This is a genomic window from Leclercia sp. LSNIH8 (assembly GCF_002920195.1).
In the GTDB taxonomy this organism is placed as follows: domain Bacteria; phylum Pseudomonadota; class Gammaproteobacteria; order Enterobacterales; family Enterobacteriaceae; genus Enterobacter.
Genome location: NZ_PQJY01000003.1, coordinates 314,874 through 330,774 on the forward strand (window position 1 = coordinate 314,874; position 15,901 = coordinate 330,774).

Consider the following 15,901-nt stretch of genomic DNA (forward strand, 5'->3'; position numbering starts at 1 on the left):
CCTTATAAAAGATGAGGGGCGATCTGCTCTGCGATTAACTCAATCGAACGTAAGGTGTCCTGATGCGACGGCTCAACCGAATGCACCTGGAACGAAATATCGGTGGCGCGCGCCAGCACCGAATCCTCAGCCAGCGAGGCGAGCACCGTCTGCGGCGCGCCGATGTGCGCATCAAACTGGCGGATATAATCCGTGACAGTGTCACCTGCGAGGGCGTGCCCGGCGGCCTGATGCTGCTGCGCCTGACGGGTCAGGCCCGGTTCGGCAATCTTTAGCGCGTACGCATCGCTGTCGGCAACAAATGCGGTGCGCGAGGCCAGAATTCGCGGGGCAACGCCGGACGGCAGCGCGTCGAGGTAGGCGTCGATAATCGGATTCTGGATCGCATCCAGCGGCAATAACAGATTGTCCGCCGGGCGCGGCTGGGTGCGGGAGAGCATCAGGCCGTGACCCTGCTGTGCGGCACGCACTGCTCCCTCCACCGAAAAGGTGGCGATCCACACCCGCTCCGTCAGGCCGGGCGCGGGCGGATAGAGATGGTTATCGGGGTGAGTCAGGGAATCTCCGCGCCAGGCGCTCTGGATCAGATGCAGGTGCTCGGCAAAGGTCGTTGCCCGCTCGTTAATGGTCAGCCCGAACGGCAGAAACGAGGTCGGCGTGCCGCCGGAGCCAAACCCGACCTCGAGCCGTCCGTCAGACAGCAGATCCAGCACCGCCGCGTCTTCCGCTACCCGCAGCGGGTTCTCCAGCGGCAGGGTGATAATGGCCGTACCCAGACGAATGCGGCTGGTGAACGCCGCAACCTGGGCGAGGAACACCAGCGGCGAGGGCAGGCCGCCCTCATGTTCATGGAAGTGGTGCTGGGCGATCCACGCGGTATCAAAACCGTAGCGTTCAGCATGGCGGATCTGCTCTGTTGCCAGGCGATAGCGTTCTTTGGCTGGGGCAGCGTCCAGCAGGCGGGTGAAGAAACCCAGGCGTTTACGCGTCATGCGTACTCCTTCTGTGAAAAATGGGGAATGGCGTCGATCAGTTCGCGGGTGTAGTCGTTCTGCGGTGCGGCAAACAGTGACTCAACTGCGCCGTGCTCAACAACCTGACCGCTGCGCAACACGGTGACGCTGTGGGCAATGCGCCGCACGGTCGCGAGGTCGTGGGTAATAAACAGATAGGTCAGGCCCAGCTGCTGTTGCAGCTGCTGGAGCAGGGCGAGGATCTGCGCCTTCACGGTGACGTCCAGCGCCGAGGTGGCTTCATCCAGCACCAGAATGGTCGGCTCAAGGATCAGGGCCCGGGCAATGGCCACGCGCTGACGCTGTCCGCCCGAGAGTTCCCGCGCGGTGCGGGTTAACAGCTCCGGCGGCAGAGCCACCCGCCGGGTGACGCTCTCCACCCGGGCGGCGCGCTCGGCTTTGCTGACCGGGGCGAAGTTTTTCAGCGGCTCTTCGATGATTTCAAACAGCGTCTGACGCGGATCCAGCGAGGCAAAAGGGTTCTGGTAGACGAACTGGATCTTCTGTCGCAGCTGACGACGCGCCTCGTGGCTGAGGGTGGTGGCATCAATATTATCGATAATCACTTTACCGCTGTCGGCCTGCTCAAAGCCCAGCAGGATCCTGGCAAGGGTGGTTTTACCCGAGCCCGACTCCCCGACCAGCGCGTGGGTGCTACCGCGCGGCACGGCAAAGCTCACCGCGTCCAGCGCCTGAAGCTGATGACCTTTGCCCAGCGCAAAGCGTTTGCTGATCCCGGTAGCCTGAATAGCCGGCGAGGCCAGTGGGCGACCCGCTACCGGGGCGATGGTCAGCCGCTGTCCGTTCAGATCGCTTAGCAGCTGGCGGGTGTAGGCGTGCTGTGGGGCACGCACTACGTCGGCGGTCGCGCCATGCTCCTGCACCTCGCCGTTGCGAAACACCAGCAGCCGGTCGGCACGCTGGGCGGCCAGGGCCAGATCGTGGGTGACGAACAGCACCGCCGTGCCGCATTCGCGGCGCAGCAGGTCCAGCAGATCGAGAATGCGTTTTTGCACCGTCACGTCCAGCGCGCTGGTGGGTTCATCGGCAATGATGATGTCCGGGCGCAGGGCGATGGCGATAGCGATCAGCACCCGCTGCTTCATGCCGCCGGAGAGCTGATGGGGAAACTGCTTCATCCGCTGCTCCGGGTGACTGAGGCCGACTTTGGTCAGCAGGGCCAGCACCTGGCTATCGCACTCGGCCTTACTCATCTTATGATGCAGACGCAGGATTTCCCCCACCTGGGCACCAACGGTCTTCACCGGGTTCAGGGAATTACCCGGATCCTGCGGCACCAGGCTGATGCGCGCCCCGCGCAGGCTGTCGAGCCGTTTAGCTGACCACTGGCTGAGATCTTCGCCGTTCAGACGAATGCTGCCAGCGTCACGGCGGGCATTGTCCGCCAGCAGGCCGATGATCGCCTGCGCGGTGGTGGTTTTCCCGGAGCCGGACTCGCCGACAAAGGCCAGCATCTCCCCGCGTCCGAGGGTAAAGCTGACGTTATGCACCACTTCGCGCCACTCGCGACCGGTGCGGTAGCTGAGGGTCAGGTTTTCCACAGATAACACGGTCATGAGCGGCCTCCGCTTAACTGACGGCTGATACGGTTGGTCGCCAGCACCACGGCAATCACCACCAGGCCGGGGAAGGTGGTTAACCACCAGGCGGTTGAGAGATAGTTCCGGCCCTCGGCAATCAGCAAGCCCCATTCCGGGATCGGCGGCGGGGTGCCGTAGCCGAGGAAACTGAGGGTGGAGAGGGCCAGAATGGCCTGACCAAACTGCAGGGTGGCAAAGGCCAGCACCGCGGTCAGGGAGTTGGGCAGAATGTGGCGCCACAGCACGGTCCAGAAGGTCCCGCCGCTGCCAAACGCCGCTTCGACATAATCGGTGTGGCGGATGCGCACCACTTCACCGCGCGCCAGGCGGGCAAAGCTGGCGATCGACGCCACCCCAACGGCAATGGCGGCATTCAGGGTCCCAAAGCCCAGAAGAATAATCACCGTCAGCGAAAGCAGCAGAGACGGGATGGCAAGCAGCACGTCCACCAGGCGCATCAATACCGACTCCACCCGTCCGGCAAAAGCTCCGGCAATGACACCGATAGCGGTGCCAATAAACAGCCCCATCGCCACCGCCACCAGTGCAGCGCTCAGGGAGTGCGAAGCACCATAGACGATGCGGGTATACAGATCGCGTCCCAGCTGGTCGGTGCCGAGCCAGTAGCCTGCCTGGGGTGCCAGACGCTGCGCGCCGGCAATGCCTTCAATCGGGCTGAATGAGGTAAACAGCCCCGGCGCAATGGCCGCCAGCGCGGCAGCGGCAATAATGGCCCAGGCAAACCAGAGTCCCGGCTGCCAGCGCAAACCGCGCCAGGCGGGAATGCGTTTGCGCGCCGCCGCCGCATAATCAACAAGGCTCATGCAGCACCTCCGGTCACGGTTTGCAGGCGGGGATCGAACAGCGGCATCAGCAGATCCACCAGCAGATTAATCACTACAAAGCCGAGGGCCGAAATCATCACCACTGCCTGTAGTACGGCGATATCCTGGTTATTCACCGCCTGCTGGGTCAGTAACCCCAGACCGCTGCGGCCAAACACGGTTTCGGTGATCAGCGCCCCGGCAATCAGCTCGCCCAGCAGCAGCCCGGCGATGTTCAGCGCTGGCAGCAGGGCATTGCTGGTAACGTGCCGCCAGAGAACGGCGGTTTCGCTCAGCCCTTTGGCTCGCGCTACCGCGACAAAGGGCTGGGCGGCCACCTGATCCAGGCTGCGCATCAGGATCTGCGCCAGCGGGGCGGAGATGGGAACGGCGACGGCGATAATCGGCAGGATCAGCCCCTGCAGAGGCGTCGGATTAATCACCGGGATCAGCCGCAGCTGGAACGAGAACAGCTGAATCAGGGCTATCCCCAGCCAGAACGTCGGCAGGGAGATAAACAGCACCGGCAGAGACTGAATGGCGTTGCTCAGCCAGCGCAGCCCCGGCAGGCGCGAGGCCAGCGCCAGGGAGAAGGCCAGCACCACCGCCAGCGCAAAGGCGGGCAACGCCAGACTCAGGGTATCCGGCAGGTTGGTGGCGATCAGCTCACTCACCGCCACGCCCGCCTGCACCGAGAAGCCAAAATCACCACGCAGCATCGCCTCAAAGGTATGCAGATACTGCTGCCACAGGGGGCTATCGGCCCCGTACGCGATCCGCATCTCTTCGATTTGCGCCGGACTCAGACCCAGGTCCGGATTCTGGAACTTGATCAGCACCGCGTCCCCCGGCAGGACCTGGAGCAGCACGAACGACAGGGTGAACGCCGCCCATAGCACCAGCACTCCCAGCCCGGCCCGTCGCAGCAGATAGTGGCTCATCGTCGCCTCCTTAGTGTTTCTCGATCCACGCGCCGTAGAACGACGGGCGACCGACCGCTTCAAAACTCACCCCTTTCAGCCAGGGGGCACCGGCAAAGACCTGGGGCTCTTCAAAGATCGGGATTACATAGGCGTTATCCAGCAGATAGCGCTGGGCATCGCCGGTGAGCTGCAACCGTTTCTGCGGATCCACTTCGGACGAGATGCTGACCAGCAGGTCGTTGAGCTTGTCGTCGCGGAAGCTGTTGACCTTGTCGCTGGAGCCGCCTTTTTGCAGCAGGGCGTCGCGATTGTTGGGATAGAACATGCTTTTCACCACGTCCGGGTCGGCACGGCCCACTTCCGAGACGGTGAGCGGGGTCTTCAGCGGGTCGAGGTTATCGAGGACGTGGCTTCCGGCATCACCCGCCTTCACGTTCAGGGCTACGCCTACCTGGCGCCACTGCTGGGCCACCAGCTGCAACACCTCTTTATTCTGCGGCTGCGGCAGGGATTCGTAGATGGTCAGGGCCAGACGCTGGCCCTCTTTAGCGCGGATGCCGTCGCTGCCTGCTTTCCAGCCCGCCTCGTCCAGCAGGCGACTGGCTTTGGCCGGGTCGAAGGTCAGCTTGTCGCTGAGATCGACATAGCCTGCGGCTGAATCGGCAATCACCGATTTGGCCTGCGGATAGTTAGGCGAGTAGAGGGTCTCGACCACCTGCTTCGCATTGGTGGCGTGCAGCAGCGCCTGGCGCACCCGCACATCGGCCACCAGCGGGTTATCCGGGCGGAAGCTGATGCTGTCGTTCACGCCTCGGGTCGGGGCGGCGTAGATATGATAGCCCTGTTCGGTGGCCTGCTTTTCGTCATAGGCCTGCACCTGGCGGATAAAGTCCGCCTGTCCGGCCAGCAGCGCGCCGACGCGAACGCTGTCTTCCGGGGTCACCAGGTAGGTAATGCCATCAAGGTTCGCCGGGCCCTGTTGGGCGAGGTTTTTCGGCCCCCAGGCATAGTCTTTCCGCGCCTGAAGGTTAACTTCGCGGCCCAGCTTTTCGTCTTTCACCACAAATGGACCAGAGCCGATGATATGGCGGGCATCGCCCAGCTCCTCAAAGTTACGTTGTAACGTGCTCAGGGAGACCAGACCCGATCCTATGGTGGCAGTTCCTTGTAAAAAGCCCGGTGACGGTTTTTTGAAGTAAAACCTGACGGTCTGCGGGTCAATCACTTCGCTGCGGTCGTAATTGTTGATCACTTCCGACACCGGCAGGCGCTGGGCCTTGTTGCCTTTGCCGTAGGTATCGAAGTTCTTCGCTACCGCGTTAGCGTCCAGCGGCGTGCCGTCCGAGAAGGTCACCCCAGGACGGATCTTAAAGGTGTATTCGGTTTTATCCGCGTTGGTGCTCCAGCTTTCGGCAATCCACGGCTCCACTTCCAGGGTCTTCGGGTTCTGCCAGGTGAGCTTGTCGGTGATTTGATTCAGGATCCCGCCGTTGGGGTAAAACCCGCCCGCCGGGGGATAGAGGTTGGTGTGGGCCTGTTGCTCCAGATAGACCAGCGTGCCGCCTTTAACCGGCGTATCGGCAGCATACGCAGCTGTTGTCGCAAGAATGAGCGCCGTCAGCAGCGGCAGGCGAAATGGGGTTTGCATGGTGAATTCCTTTGTTATCTTCTTGTTAGCGTCGAATGCATCTTCGGACGGGGCAGAAAAGAAAGGAACAAAGGAATTGAGCTAAGGATTTGCGGAAAGTGGCAATAAAAAAACCGCGCCGGGAGGGGCGCGGTTAACGGGGCAGAGCAGCCTGCTTATGAGCGGAAATCGATCACCATACGGCCACGGATCTGGCCTTGCTCCATCTCTTTAAAGATGGCGTTGATATCACCCAGCGGACGCAGCGCCACTTTCGGCACCACTTTGCCTTCGGCGGCGAACTGGAAGGCTTCGGTCAGATCCTGACGGGTGCCCACCAGCGAGCCCACCACCTGAATGCCATCCAGCACCAGACGTGGAATATCAAGGCTCATCGCTTCCGGCGGCAGGCCCACGGCGACCACACGGCCACCGGCGCGAACGGCATCTACCGCAGAGTTAAAGGCCACTTTCGCCACGGCCGTTACCACCGCAGCGTGTGCGCCGCCGGTCTTTTCCTGGATGAATTTCGCGGCATCTTCATTACGCGAGTTGACCACCAGATCGGCCCCCATGCTCTCGGCCAGTTTCAGCTGTTCATCGTTGATATCAACCGCAATCACTTTGGCGTTGAACACGTTTTTGGCGTACTGCAGTGCAAGGTTCCCCAGCCCGCCGAGGCCATAGATAGCGATCCACTGACCAGGCTTAATCTCAGAGACTTTTACCGCTTTATAGGTCGTTACCCCGGCGCAGGTGATACTGCTGGCGGCGGCGGAATCCAGGCCGTCCGGCACTTTTACCGCATAATCGGCGGTGACGATGCACTCTTCCGCCATCCCACCGTCCACAGAGTAACCCGCGTTTTTCACGTTACGGCACAGGGTTTCGTTACCGGAGTTACAGTATTCGCAGTGGCCGCAGCCTTCGAAGAACCACGCCACGCTGGCGCGATCTCCTGGTTTCAGCGAGGTGACACCAGGGCCAACCTCCTTGACGACACCGATGCCTTCATGGCCGAGGATCACCCCGGTCTTATCGCCAAAATCACCGTTTTTGACGTGAAGATCGGTATGGCAGACGCCGCAGCAATCCATCTTCAGCAGCGCTTCCCCGTGTTTTAGCGGGCGCAGGGTTTTCTCGGTCACTTCTACCTGATGGTCTTTGGTCACGACAGCAGCTTTCATATGTTTCTCCATTTTCATATTGCGGATCTGCGGGGCAGGTTCGACAGGACGAAATACCCATTAAGGATTAGGTTATTTAATGATTGTGACAAGGCCGTAGCAACATAATGTAATAATTTAATTGCTTTTTTGCGGCCAGGGTCGCGCAAAATGAGTAATGAGCTCAATAATAGAGTGGTTATTATTTCTGCAGTAAATGTGTAATGTTTCTGACATAACCAGACCGTAAGGTGTTGTCTTCTCAATAACCGAAGAGTTAAAAAGACAATGCATCTGGTAAAAAAACTTCTCGCAGTGAGCGTTCTTTTGTCCGCTTCCGTACAGGCGCAAAACATCCTTGAGTTCCCTCAGCCTGACAACAACCCGGAAGAGTTCTACGCCGTCACCGAAATTCCGGCGGGCGGGATCATTAAGTATGAAACCGACGCCAAAACCGGCTTTATCGTGGCCGATCGCTTCCAGTCGATGCCGGTAGCTTACCCGGCAAACTACGGCTCGCTGACCCAGTCGCTGGCGGGGGATGGCGATCCGCTGGATGTGATTTTCTACACCCGCGCGCCGATGGCCCCGGGCACCCTGATAAAACTGCGCGCCATTGGCGTGCTGAAGATGATCGATGGCGGCGAGAAAGACGATAAAATTGTGGCGGTGCCAGCCAGCAAAATTGACCCGACCTATGACGACATCAAAGAGCTGAGCGATCTGCCGAAGATAGAGCAGCAGCGTCTGGAGTCCTTCTTCCGCGTCTACAAGCAGTTGCCGGAAGGGCGCAAGTCGGTGGAGCTGAACGGCTTTAACGATGCCGCCACCGCGAAGCAGGAAATCAAACAGGCATGGGATGCCTGGAAAACCCGTCAGCCGAAGTAAAAAATTGCCCGGCGGCGGCTACCCGCCGGGCGATCTCCTACAGCTGCGCCGTCAGCGCGGCAATCTCCTCCAGCCACTGCGCCTGAAGCTGCGGCTTCTGATGTTTAGGCTTACGCAGCCGATCTTCTTCCAGCAGTCTTTCCAGCGTAATCAACCGCTCTAACAGATCGTCAGTGGGTTCAGCCTGGCTGACGGACGGGGTAGCGGGGACCGGTTGGGCTTGTAATCCGCTCTCTTCCCGCAGCCGGGCAAACACCGCGTCGGCATCGTGCCATTCGCTGAGTTGGCCCTTTTCAATCAGCCAGAAGCGGTTACAGCTCTGACTGATTAACTGCCGATCGTGGCTGACCAGCAGCACGCCACCCTCGAACTGTTGTAACGTTTCGGCCAGCGCCTCTTTGCCTTCCATATCCAGATGGTTGGTTGGCTCATCAAGCATCAGCAGGCTAAAGCGGGCCAGCGTCAGGCCAATAAAGAGCAGGCGCGAACGCTCACCGCCGCTGAGGGTGCTGACCTTTTGCCCGTGACGCGCCCAGGCGAATCCGGCGGAGATCAGCGCCATCTTGCGATCCTGGATGTTCGGTGCGAAGGGCTCCAGAGCGTCAATCAGCGTGGCGTCATCCGCCAGTTGATGCAGAGTCTGGTCGTAATAGCCCATTGCCACGCGCGGGTGGATCTTCAGCCCGTCCTGCGTTTCCCCGGCATTAAACTGCCGCCAGATCAGCCGCATCAGGGACGATTTTCCACAACCGTTGCGTCCGACAATCGCCACCCGATCGCCGCTTTTGAGCCGGACGTTCTCTACCGAGAATAATGCCGGCAGGCCAGGGGCAGGCGGAACGTCGAGGGTCTCAACTTCCAGCAGCCGGTCGGCGCGCAGCGCATCGCCACGCAGAGTTAAAGTCCATGGCGTGCCGGTGGTTAACGCCGTCTGGCTCTCCTTCAGCCGCTCCACCTGACGTTCCATCTGTTTGGCTTTGCGGGCCAGATCCTCGTTATCGTAGACCTTGCCCCAGGTCGCCAGCCGCTTCGCGCTGGCGGTGACCCGGTCGATCTCCTTTTGTTCCGCTTTATGGCGCAGGGCGTCGCTCTCGTCTTTCTCTGCCAGCGCCTGACGGGCGCGGGTGCAGGGAAGGGCGAAGTAGTGCAGAGTTTTGTCGCGCAGGATCCAACTGCCGTTAGTAACGGCATCCAGGAGCTGTCTGTCGTGCGACACCAGCACAAAGCTGCCGGACCAGTTTTGCAGGAACTGTTCCAGCCACAGCAGCGTAGGCAGATCGAGGTGGTTGCTGGGTTCATCGAGCAGGAGCAGATCCGGCTCGTTAATCAGCGCCCGCGCCAGCAGCAGACGGGTATGCTGGCCGCCGCTGAGGGTCGCCGAGGGCAACGCCATATCGTCCGGGGTAGAGCCCATGCTCGCCAACAGCGTTTCTGCCCGCCAGCGCAGGCTTTCACGCTCGGCTACCGGCAGTTGCGCCAGCACCGCATCCAGCATAGTTAACGGATAGATCGTCTCCGGAAGATGCTGTTCCACCCGCGCCATCAGGCAGTGGCCAGCCAGCGCCACCGTGCCGGAAAGCGGCGTTTCGGTGCCATCGAGGATCTTCAGCAGGGTACTTTTGCCGCAGCCGTTATCGCCCAGCAGACCAATGCGGTCGCCTTTTTTCAGGCTAAAGGTGAGATCGTTAAACAGCGTGTCAAAGGCGGTATCAACACGGAGAGAAAGTGCAGTCAGTAATGTGCTCATTTGCTTACTCAAGAGTTACAGGCATGGAAATGCCTCGTCAATCAACGCTGACGATAACCCGGTAAGCCCGAGAGAAGGGATGTCTTAGGTGTCTTCGCTCAAGCCGAAGTTATCGCAGCACGAAACCGATAACGCTTGAGCAGGTGCGATCACCAAGGTGGAATGAAATATCAAAGATTTCATTGCACAGCATAATTAGCCTCCTTTTTATTCAGTGGGTTGATGGATGAAGCGAGTGTAGCGGGGAAGGTGCCTTTCAGCAAGGAATGTTAGTTGGTTGCATTTTGAAACCACATCATCTAGCCTTTATTTGGTTTTATTTTAAAACCAATTCAGAGGGTGTGAGAGCATGAAAGTGGAAATGGCGTTATCGCCGGGTGAGGCGAAACCTGCGGGTCTGTCGCGTAGCCTGGTTTGGCTCTTTGCGATCGCCAGCGGAATGAGCGTGGCGAATGTCTATTACGCGCAACCGCTGCTGGATGCGCTGGCGCAGGATTTTGCTATCAGCCAGGCGGCGGTCGGCGGCGTTGTCACTGCCACCCAGGCCGGTTGTGCGCTGGCGCTGCTCTTTCTGGTGCCGCTGGGTGACAGGATGGATCGTCGTCGATTGATGACGATCCAACTTCTGGCACTGGTGGCCGCGCTGGTGGCGGTGGGGATGGCGCGAACCGCGCCTGTGCTGCTGGCCGCGATGCTGGCCGTTGGCCTGCTCGGTACGGCGATGACCCAGGGGTTGATCGCTTATGCGGCGAACGCGGCTGCGCCTCACGAGCAGGGGCGGGTGGTGGGGGCAGCGCAGGGTGGGGTCTTTATCGGGCTGCTGCTGGCGCGGGTCTTTGCCGGGGGCGTGAGTGACCTTGCAGGCTGGCGCGGAGTCTATTTCTTTGCCGCATTCCTCATGCTAATGATTGCGATCCCGCTGTTGCGAGGGCTACCTACCACACCAGCGGTTAATGCTACGCTCAGCTATCCGCGCCTGCTCGCCTCAATGGTGACGCTGCTTCGTCAGGAAAAGGTCTTACAGGTCAGGGGCATCCTGGCGCTGCTGATGTTTGCGGCGTTCAATATTTTCTGGAGCGCGTTAGTACTTCCCCTGAGCGCCGCGCCTTATCACTTTTCCCACACAGCCATTGGCGCATTCGGTCTGGCGGGTGTGGTTGGCGCACTGGCCGCCGCCCGGGCCGGGCAGTGGGCGGATCGGGGATATGCACGGCGCACCAGCGCGATGGCGCTTCTTGCGCTGCTGCTGGCCTGGTGGCCGCTGTCGCTGATGGAGATGTCACTCTGGGCGCTGGTGATCGGCATTGTGCTGCTGGATCTGGGCGGTCAGGCGCTACACGTCACCAATCAGAGCCTGATTTTTCGCACCCGGCCAGATGCGCACAGTCGGCTGGTTGGCCTCTATATGCTGTTTTACGCCGTCGGCAGCGGGCTGGGGGCGATCGGCACCACCGTCACCTGGGCCCATTTTGGCTGGCAGGGAGTGTGTTTGCTGGGGGCGATGGTCAGTTTGCTGGCGCTGGTGTTCTGGTGGGTGACGGAAACCCCGAAAAGAGCGGAAAGATAAGGGTTGTAATATTCGCTTACATTCATTCTTCACGCAGTCGCTTTACATTGACACTAGTGTCAATGTTGTACGTTAAGACCACAGCGAGGAGAAGCGTATGCGTCCGTCCGATTTGGCAAAACTCACCGGCGTAAGCACCCGGGTACTGCGTCACTATGAGTCGAAAGGACTGATTCAGTCACGACGAATGGATAATGGCTATCGTGATTTTGATGCGAAGGAGGTCGACAAGGTCAGATGGATAACCTCATTGATAAAATGCGGCTTCAGTACCCGACAGATCGCTGAGCTGGAGAAATTTTCCCAGGTCAGCGATATGGATGATGAGCGTTTTATCATGTGTCTGGCGCAGCACCGGGATAAGTTGCAGGCGCTCGACGTCCTGATCGCATTATTAAATGAACGGCGAAATGCCCTCGCTGCACGTATTCATAGCTATGAATAATCGCTATCTGTTATTGCACGTGAGATGAAATATGAAACGATTAGAGAATAAAGTCGCCTTAATTACCGGCGGCAGCAGTAGTATTGGTCTGGCAACGGCAAAACGATTTATTCATGAAGGCGCCAGGGTTGTAATAACCGGCAGAAATGAAGAGACGTTAAATCAGGCTATGCAGATCCTTGGCGATAATAATGCCATCGCGATAGCGTCCGATAGTAGTGATTTAAATAATCACGATACGCTCTTTTCAACGATTGAAAAGCAGTACGGCAAACTGGATATCGTTTTTGCCAACGCGGGCATTATTTTACTTTCTGATTTCCCTGGGTCCACGGAACGGGACTTTGACCGTCAGTTTAATATTAATGTCAAAGGTACTTTCTTTACCGTTCAGAAGGCGTTGCCGCTGATGTCGCAAGGGGGATCAATCATTCTGACCTCCTCTGTCGCGCATCATAAAGGCCTGGACGGGCACAACATCTACGCGGCAACCAAAGCCGCATTGCGTTCTTTCGCCCGCAGCTGGACAACAGATCTCAAAGACCGGGGGATACGGGTGAACTGCCTGAGTCCGGGCCCCATTGCCACGCCTATCATCAGTAAAATGGGCGTATCGGAGGCCGAGCGTGAGCTGTTTGATATGCAGGTGGCGAGCCGTATCCCGGCCGGACGCTTTGGTTTACCCGAAGAGGTGGCAGCCGCTGCGCTGTTCCTGGCTTCTGACGAAAGCAGCTTTATTTCAGGTATTGATCTCAGCGTCGATGGCGGTATGGGCCAGATTTAAAACGATAATTTTTCTGCCGTTCGAAAAAATATCAAAATCGATGGGATGCCATCAATTTTGATGAAGTTTTTGCCGGTGATTTCCTATATGTTTATTTCCGGCGATATCAATATCCTTATCTGAATCAATTGCAGGTATTAATATGAACAAACGTATTATCGTGGCCGGTGCCGGCTTTGCAGGTATGTGGGCGGCTATTTCTGCGGCCAGGCTGGTGCATTTAAATAATGCAGACGATCGGGTGGATATATTTCTTGTCTCACCTGAGCCGAAATTAACCATACGCCCACGACTGTATGAGGCCGTTCTTGACAGTATGGACCCCTCTATTCTGGAAGTACTTCAAGCGGCGAATGTGAAATATATTCGGGGCCGCGTCGTTGATATTGATGCGAAAAATAAAACCATTACCGTCAGCAAGCCTGAAGAAGAGAGTACGGTCAGTTTTGACAGCTTTGTGCTGGCGGCGGGCAGTCAGGTTTTCCATCCGGAGCTCGACGGGCTGAAAGAGTACAGCTTTGATGTGAGTTCGCTGGAAAAGGCCCGGGAGCTTGATAACCATTTACAGGCCCTGGCCAGGGCGCCAGATTCGCAGGCGCGAAACACCGTTGTGGTCGCCGGGGGCGGATTAACAGGGCTGGAGACGGTAACGGAAATGCCGGAGCGCCTGAGCGCTCTGTTTGGTGCGCAGAATAAAGCCCAGGTCATCATCGTCGATAATGCGGCCAGAATTGGTCAGGCGATGGGGGAGCAGGCCTGCGATATCATCAACCAGGCGCTGAGCAGCAGTGGCATCGCGGTGCGTACCGGCGTCAGGGTTTCGGCCATCAGTGCCGATGGGGTGACGCTCTCGGATGGCGATTTTATTCCCAGCAACACGGTGATCTGGACCGCCGGAATGCGCGCGAATCCTTTAACCCGCTTTATTCCCGGTGAACACGATCCGTTAGGGCGTGTGACAGGCGACTCCTGCTTACGGGCACCGGAAGCTAGCTCCATTTTCGTCACCGGCGATACGGTGAAGGTGCCGACGGACAATGTGGGCAACTATAACGTGATGTCCTGTCAGCATGCGATGAGCCTGGGCCGCGTGGCCGGCCATAACGCAGCGGCGGAGCTGCTGGGGCTGCCGCTGCATCCCTACAGCCAGCCTAAGTATGTCACCTGTCTCGATCTGGGCAAATGGGGCGCCGTTTATACCGAAGGCTGGGATCACCAGGTCATCTATCAGGGCGAAGAGGCCAAAAAAATTAAGCAGGAAATCAATACCCAATGGATTTATCCCCCCGAGCCCAACCGGGAGAAAATGTTCTCTGTTGCTAACCCGGACTACGTGATTGTGCCGTAATGTTTAACGCCCGCGATGGGCTACGTTGCGAGCCTTTATCCGGCGACGCTGTTCTTTTTGCGCAACTGGCTGGGGGTTAATCCCGTCATTTTTTTGAACGCACTGGTAAACGCGTTTTGCGAACTGTACCCGCTTTCCAGCGCTATTTCAGACACCTGTTTATGGGGTGTTTGTAACTGAGCAAAAGCGCGTTCCATCACGCGTTGCTTGAGCCAGCCATAAGGGGTCAGGCCAGTGCTGTTTTTAAACGCGCGACAAAAGTGCGCAGATGAGATACCCAGCTCCGCCGCCAGAGCCTGGATCGTGATATCCCCGACGGGACTGCTGTCGAGAATATCAAGCGAATGCATAAGCGAGCGTGGTGACAACACGGCGGTGCTCTGCTGCGAAGGCAGGGTGAGAGAGGCGTGGTTTTGTATCAACTGGACCATAAGTGCAAGCATCAGATGCTCACAGAGCAATTGTTTGATTTTGCTCTGTTCCGACAGGGCATCGCTGATGGCTGAGATGATATTTGCCGTGGTTTTATCATAATGCGCCGTCCGCAGCAGTAGCTCAGCAGGGGGCGCATCCACTTGCTGTAACAGGGATTTGAATAGCGGATCAGGGATATAAAAATGAATTACGTCAACGGCGCCATACATATCCCAGCGCGAGGTACTGCCGAGGGGAATGGTTGAGATTGTGCCCTCCCGTATAGTCTCTTTGACGAGTTTGTTATCCGTTTTGCGCTCCACGCGCTGCATATTGCCGAGGTGGGCAATAACAACGTGTTGATTCAGTGGCGCAATGGTTTCGTGTAGTGGCCCGTGCGGCCAACGGTAACAGTTCCCTGACAGGGGGTTACTGCTGGTAACGCTAAATTCTGGCTGATTTTTTAAGACCCTGGTCATCTCCTTAACGGGATCGTTAAGTGCAATCTCATGATTTTTCATGACAATCTTCGCCATGCCGGAAGAGAGGATTTTCAGAGTATAGGCGAATTTTTCATTCACCATCTCTCTATTATCAGGAGGTACTATGGAATTATCTAACGTCGCGGCAGAGCCGATGGCCGCCAATGATTACGCGCAAGATCCTGACGCTGTTCCCTCGCGCTACCCGCTGAAGGTCGGTGACATTGATGTCCTTGTTGTCAGCGATGGGATATTGTCGTTGCCGGGACCCATGCTGGGACATAATGCCGACCCGGCCATCAGAACCGCCTGGTTTGAGGAGAAGTTCCTGCCTTCCGACGAGCTTGAATGGGCACTCAATGTCATTGTGGTGCAGAGCGGCGATCGCACCATTCTTATCGATGCGGGTATGGGGGCAGCCTTCCCCGAGCTGCCACGCGCCGGGCGGACGATCCAGCGGCTGGAGGCGGCGGGCATCGATCTGACTACCGTTACGGACGTGGTGATCACCCATCTGCATATGGACCATATTGGCGGTCTGCTTATCCCGGGCGTGAAGGCGCGTTTACGTGGGGATCTGCGCATTCATGTGGCTGAGGCAGAGGTAAAATTCTGGGCGTCACCTGATTTTTCGCAGGTTTCCATGCCGACAGGCTTCCCGGATGCGCTGCGGCAGCTGGCTTCAAGATTCCTGGAGGAATACCGAAGCCAGCTGCATACCTTCAAGGAGAGTCATGAGGTGGCCCCCGGCGTTCTGGTGACACGTATTGGCGGCCATACCCCGGGCCACAGCGTCGTTCGTCTTGCTTCCCGCGGTGAACGGCTGACCTTCGCCGGAGACGCGGTATTCCCGGTCGGGTTCGATCATCCTGAGTGGTATAACGGCTTTGACCACTATCCTGAAGAGGCTGCACGCGTGCGGGTGGCGCTTTTGCAGGAGCTTGCCGCTAACCGGGAGGCATTGGTGGCGACGCATCTCTCATTCCCGGCCGTGTGTCACGTCGCCATTGATGGCAATGTTTTCCGTTGGGTGCCGGGGCCCTGGGAGTATTGAACATCCGCCGGAGTCACT

At 58.2% G+C, this 15,901-nt stretch carries 14 protein-coding genes; 6 read left to right on the forward strand and 8 right to left on the reverse strand.

All coding sequences use genetic code 11. The features are described 5' to 3' along the window. Positions 1-2: 2 nt before the first annotated feature. The 6 genes from C3406_RS09965 to adhP all read right to left on the reverse strand — a co-directional run bounded on the left by C3406_RS09965 (position 3) and on the right by adhP (position 7,175). The gene (locus C3406_RS09965) at positions 3-992 is read right to left on the reverse strand and encodes a putative FMN-dependent luciferase-like monooxygenase (RefSeq protein ID WP_103821978.1); all 990 of its coding nucleotides are present in this window, start codon (positions 990-992) and stop codon (positions 3-5) included. Then, positions 989-2,590, reverse strand: a complete 1,602-nt coding sequence (locus tag C3406_RS09970) for a dipeptide ABC transporter ATP-binding protein (RefSeq protein ID WP_103821977.1) — start codon at positions 2,588-2,590, stop codon at positions 989-991. Before C3406_RS09970 ends, C3406_RS09965 begins: the two co-directional genes overlap by 4 nt. Continuing rightward, entirely contained in the window at positions 2,587-3,438 is an 852-nt protein-coding gene (locus tag C3406_RS09975) for an ABC transporter permease (protein ID WP_103821976.1), read from the reverse strand. The genes C3406_RS09970 and C3406_RS09975 overlap by 4 nt, the downstream gene beginning before the upstream one ends. Next, positions 3,435-4,379 (reverse strand): ABC transporter permease, encoded by a 945-nt coding sequence (locus tag C3406_RS09980; protein ID WP_103821975.1) that lies wholly within the window; start codon positions 4,377-4,379, stop codon positions 3,435-3,437. The genes C3406_RS09975 and C3406_RS09980 overlap by 4 nt, the downstream gene beginning before the upstream one ends. Before the next feature lie 10 nt (positions 4,380-4,389). Beyond that, complete coding sequence (locus C3406_RS09985; protein WP_103821974.1) at positions 4,390-6,009, reverse strand: TIGR04028 family ABC transporter substrate-binding protein; 1,620 nt, start codon at positions 6,007-6,009, stop codon at positions 4,390-4,392. 155 nt (positions 6,010-6,164) lie between these two features. After that, positions 6,165-7,175, reverse strand: coding sequence for an alcohol dehydrogenase AdhP (adhP, locus tag C3406_RS09990; protein WP_103821973.1), 1,011 nt, complete (start codon positions 7,173-7,175; stop codon positions 6,165-6,167). 267 nt (positions 7,176-7,442) lie between these two features. On the opposite strand from adhP, the gene C3406_RS09995 reads away from it, so the two are divergent. After that, positions 7,443-8,042, forward strand: a complete 600-nt coding sequence (locus C3406_RS09995; protein WP_103821972.1) for an inorganic diphosphatase — start codon at positions 7,443-7,445, stop codon at positions 8,040-8,042. 37 nt (positions 8,043-8,079) lie between these two features. Here the strand turns inward: C3406_RS09995 and C3406_RS10000 are convergent, their stop codons facing one another. Beyond that, positions 8,080-9,789, reverse strand: coding sequence for an ABC-F family ATP-binding cassette domain-containing protein (locus C3406_RS10000; RefSeq protein ID WP_103821971.1), 1,710 nt, complete (start codon positions 9,787-9,789; stop codon positions 8,080-8,082). Positions 9,790-10,138: 349 nt separating this feature from the next. Here C3406_RS10000 and C3406_RS10005 point away from each other — a divergent pair, with 349 nt between their 5' ends. The 4 genes from C3406_RS10005 (at position 10,139) to C3406_RS10020 (ending at position 13,933) form a co-directional block, all read left to right on the forward strand. Further along, positions 10,139-11,356, forward strand: a complete 1,218-nt coding sequence (locus tag C3406_RS10005; protein ID WP_103829363.1) for an MFS transporter — start codon at positions 10,139-10,141, stop codon at positions 11,354-11,356. A gap of 97 nt (positions 11,357-11,453) precedes the next feature. Continuing rightward, positions 11,454-11,801: a MerR family transcriptional regulator gene (locus tag C3406_RS10010; RefSeq protein WP_103824382.1), complete on the forward strand. Its 348-nt coding sequence runs from the start codon at positions 11,454-11,456 to the stop codon at positions 11,799-11,801. Positions 11,802-11,832: 31 nt separating this feature from the next. Further along, on the forward strand, positions 11,833-12,585 hold the full coding sequence (locus C3406_RS10015) for a glucose 1-dehydrogenase (RefSeq protein ID WP_103824383.1): 753 nt from the start codon (positions 11,833-11,835) through the stop codon (positions 12,583-12,585). A 142-nt stretch (positions 12,586-12,727) separates the two neighbouring features. Beyond that, positions 12,728-13,933, forward strand: coding sequence for an NAD(P)/FAD-dependent oxidoreductase (locus C3406_RS10020; RefSeq protein ID WP_103824384.1), 1,206 nt, complete (start codon positions 12,728-12,730; stop codon positions 13,931-13,933). Between the two features lie 35 nt (positions 13,934-13,968). Here the strand turns inward: C3406_RS10020 and C3406_RS10025 are convergent, their stop codons facing one another. Beyond that, entirely contained in the window at positions 13,969-14,994 is a 1,026-nt protein-coding gene (locus C3406_RS10025) for a helix-turn-helix domain-containing protein (RefSeq protein WP_233210552.1), read from the reverse strand. On the opposite strand from C3406_RS10025, the gene C3406_RS10030 reads away from it, so the two are divergent. Beyond that, the gene (locus C3406_RS10030) at positions 14,954-15,883 is read left to right on the forward strand and encodes an MBL fold metallo-hydrolase (RefSeq protein WP_103824385.1); all 930 of its coding nucleotides are present in this window, start codon (positions 14,954-14,956) and stop codon (positions 15,881-15,883) included. The genes C3406_RS10025 and C3406_RS10030 overlap by 41 nt on opposite strands. Positions 15,884-15,901 lie beyond the last annotated feature (18 nt).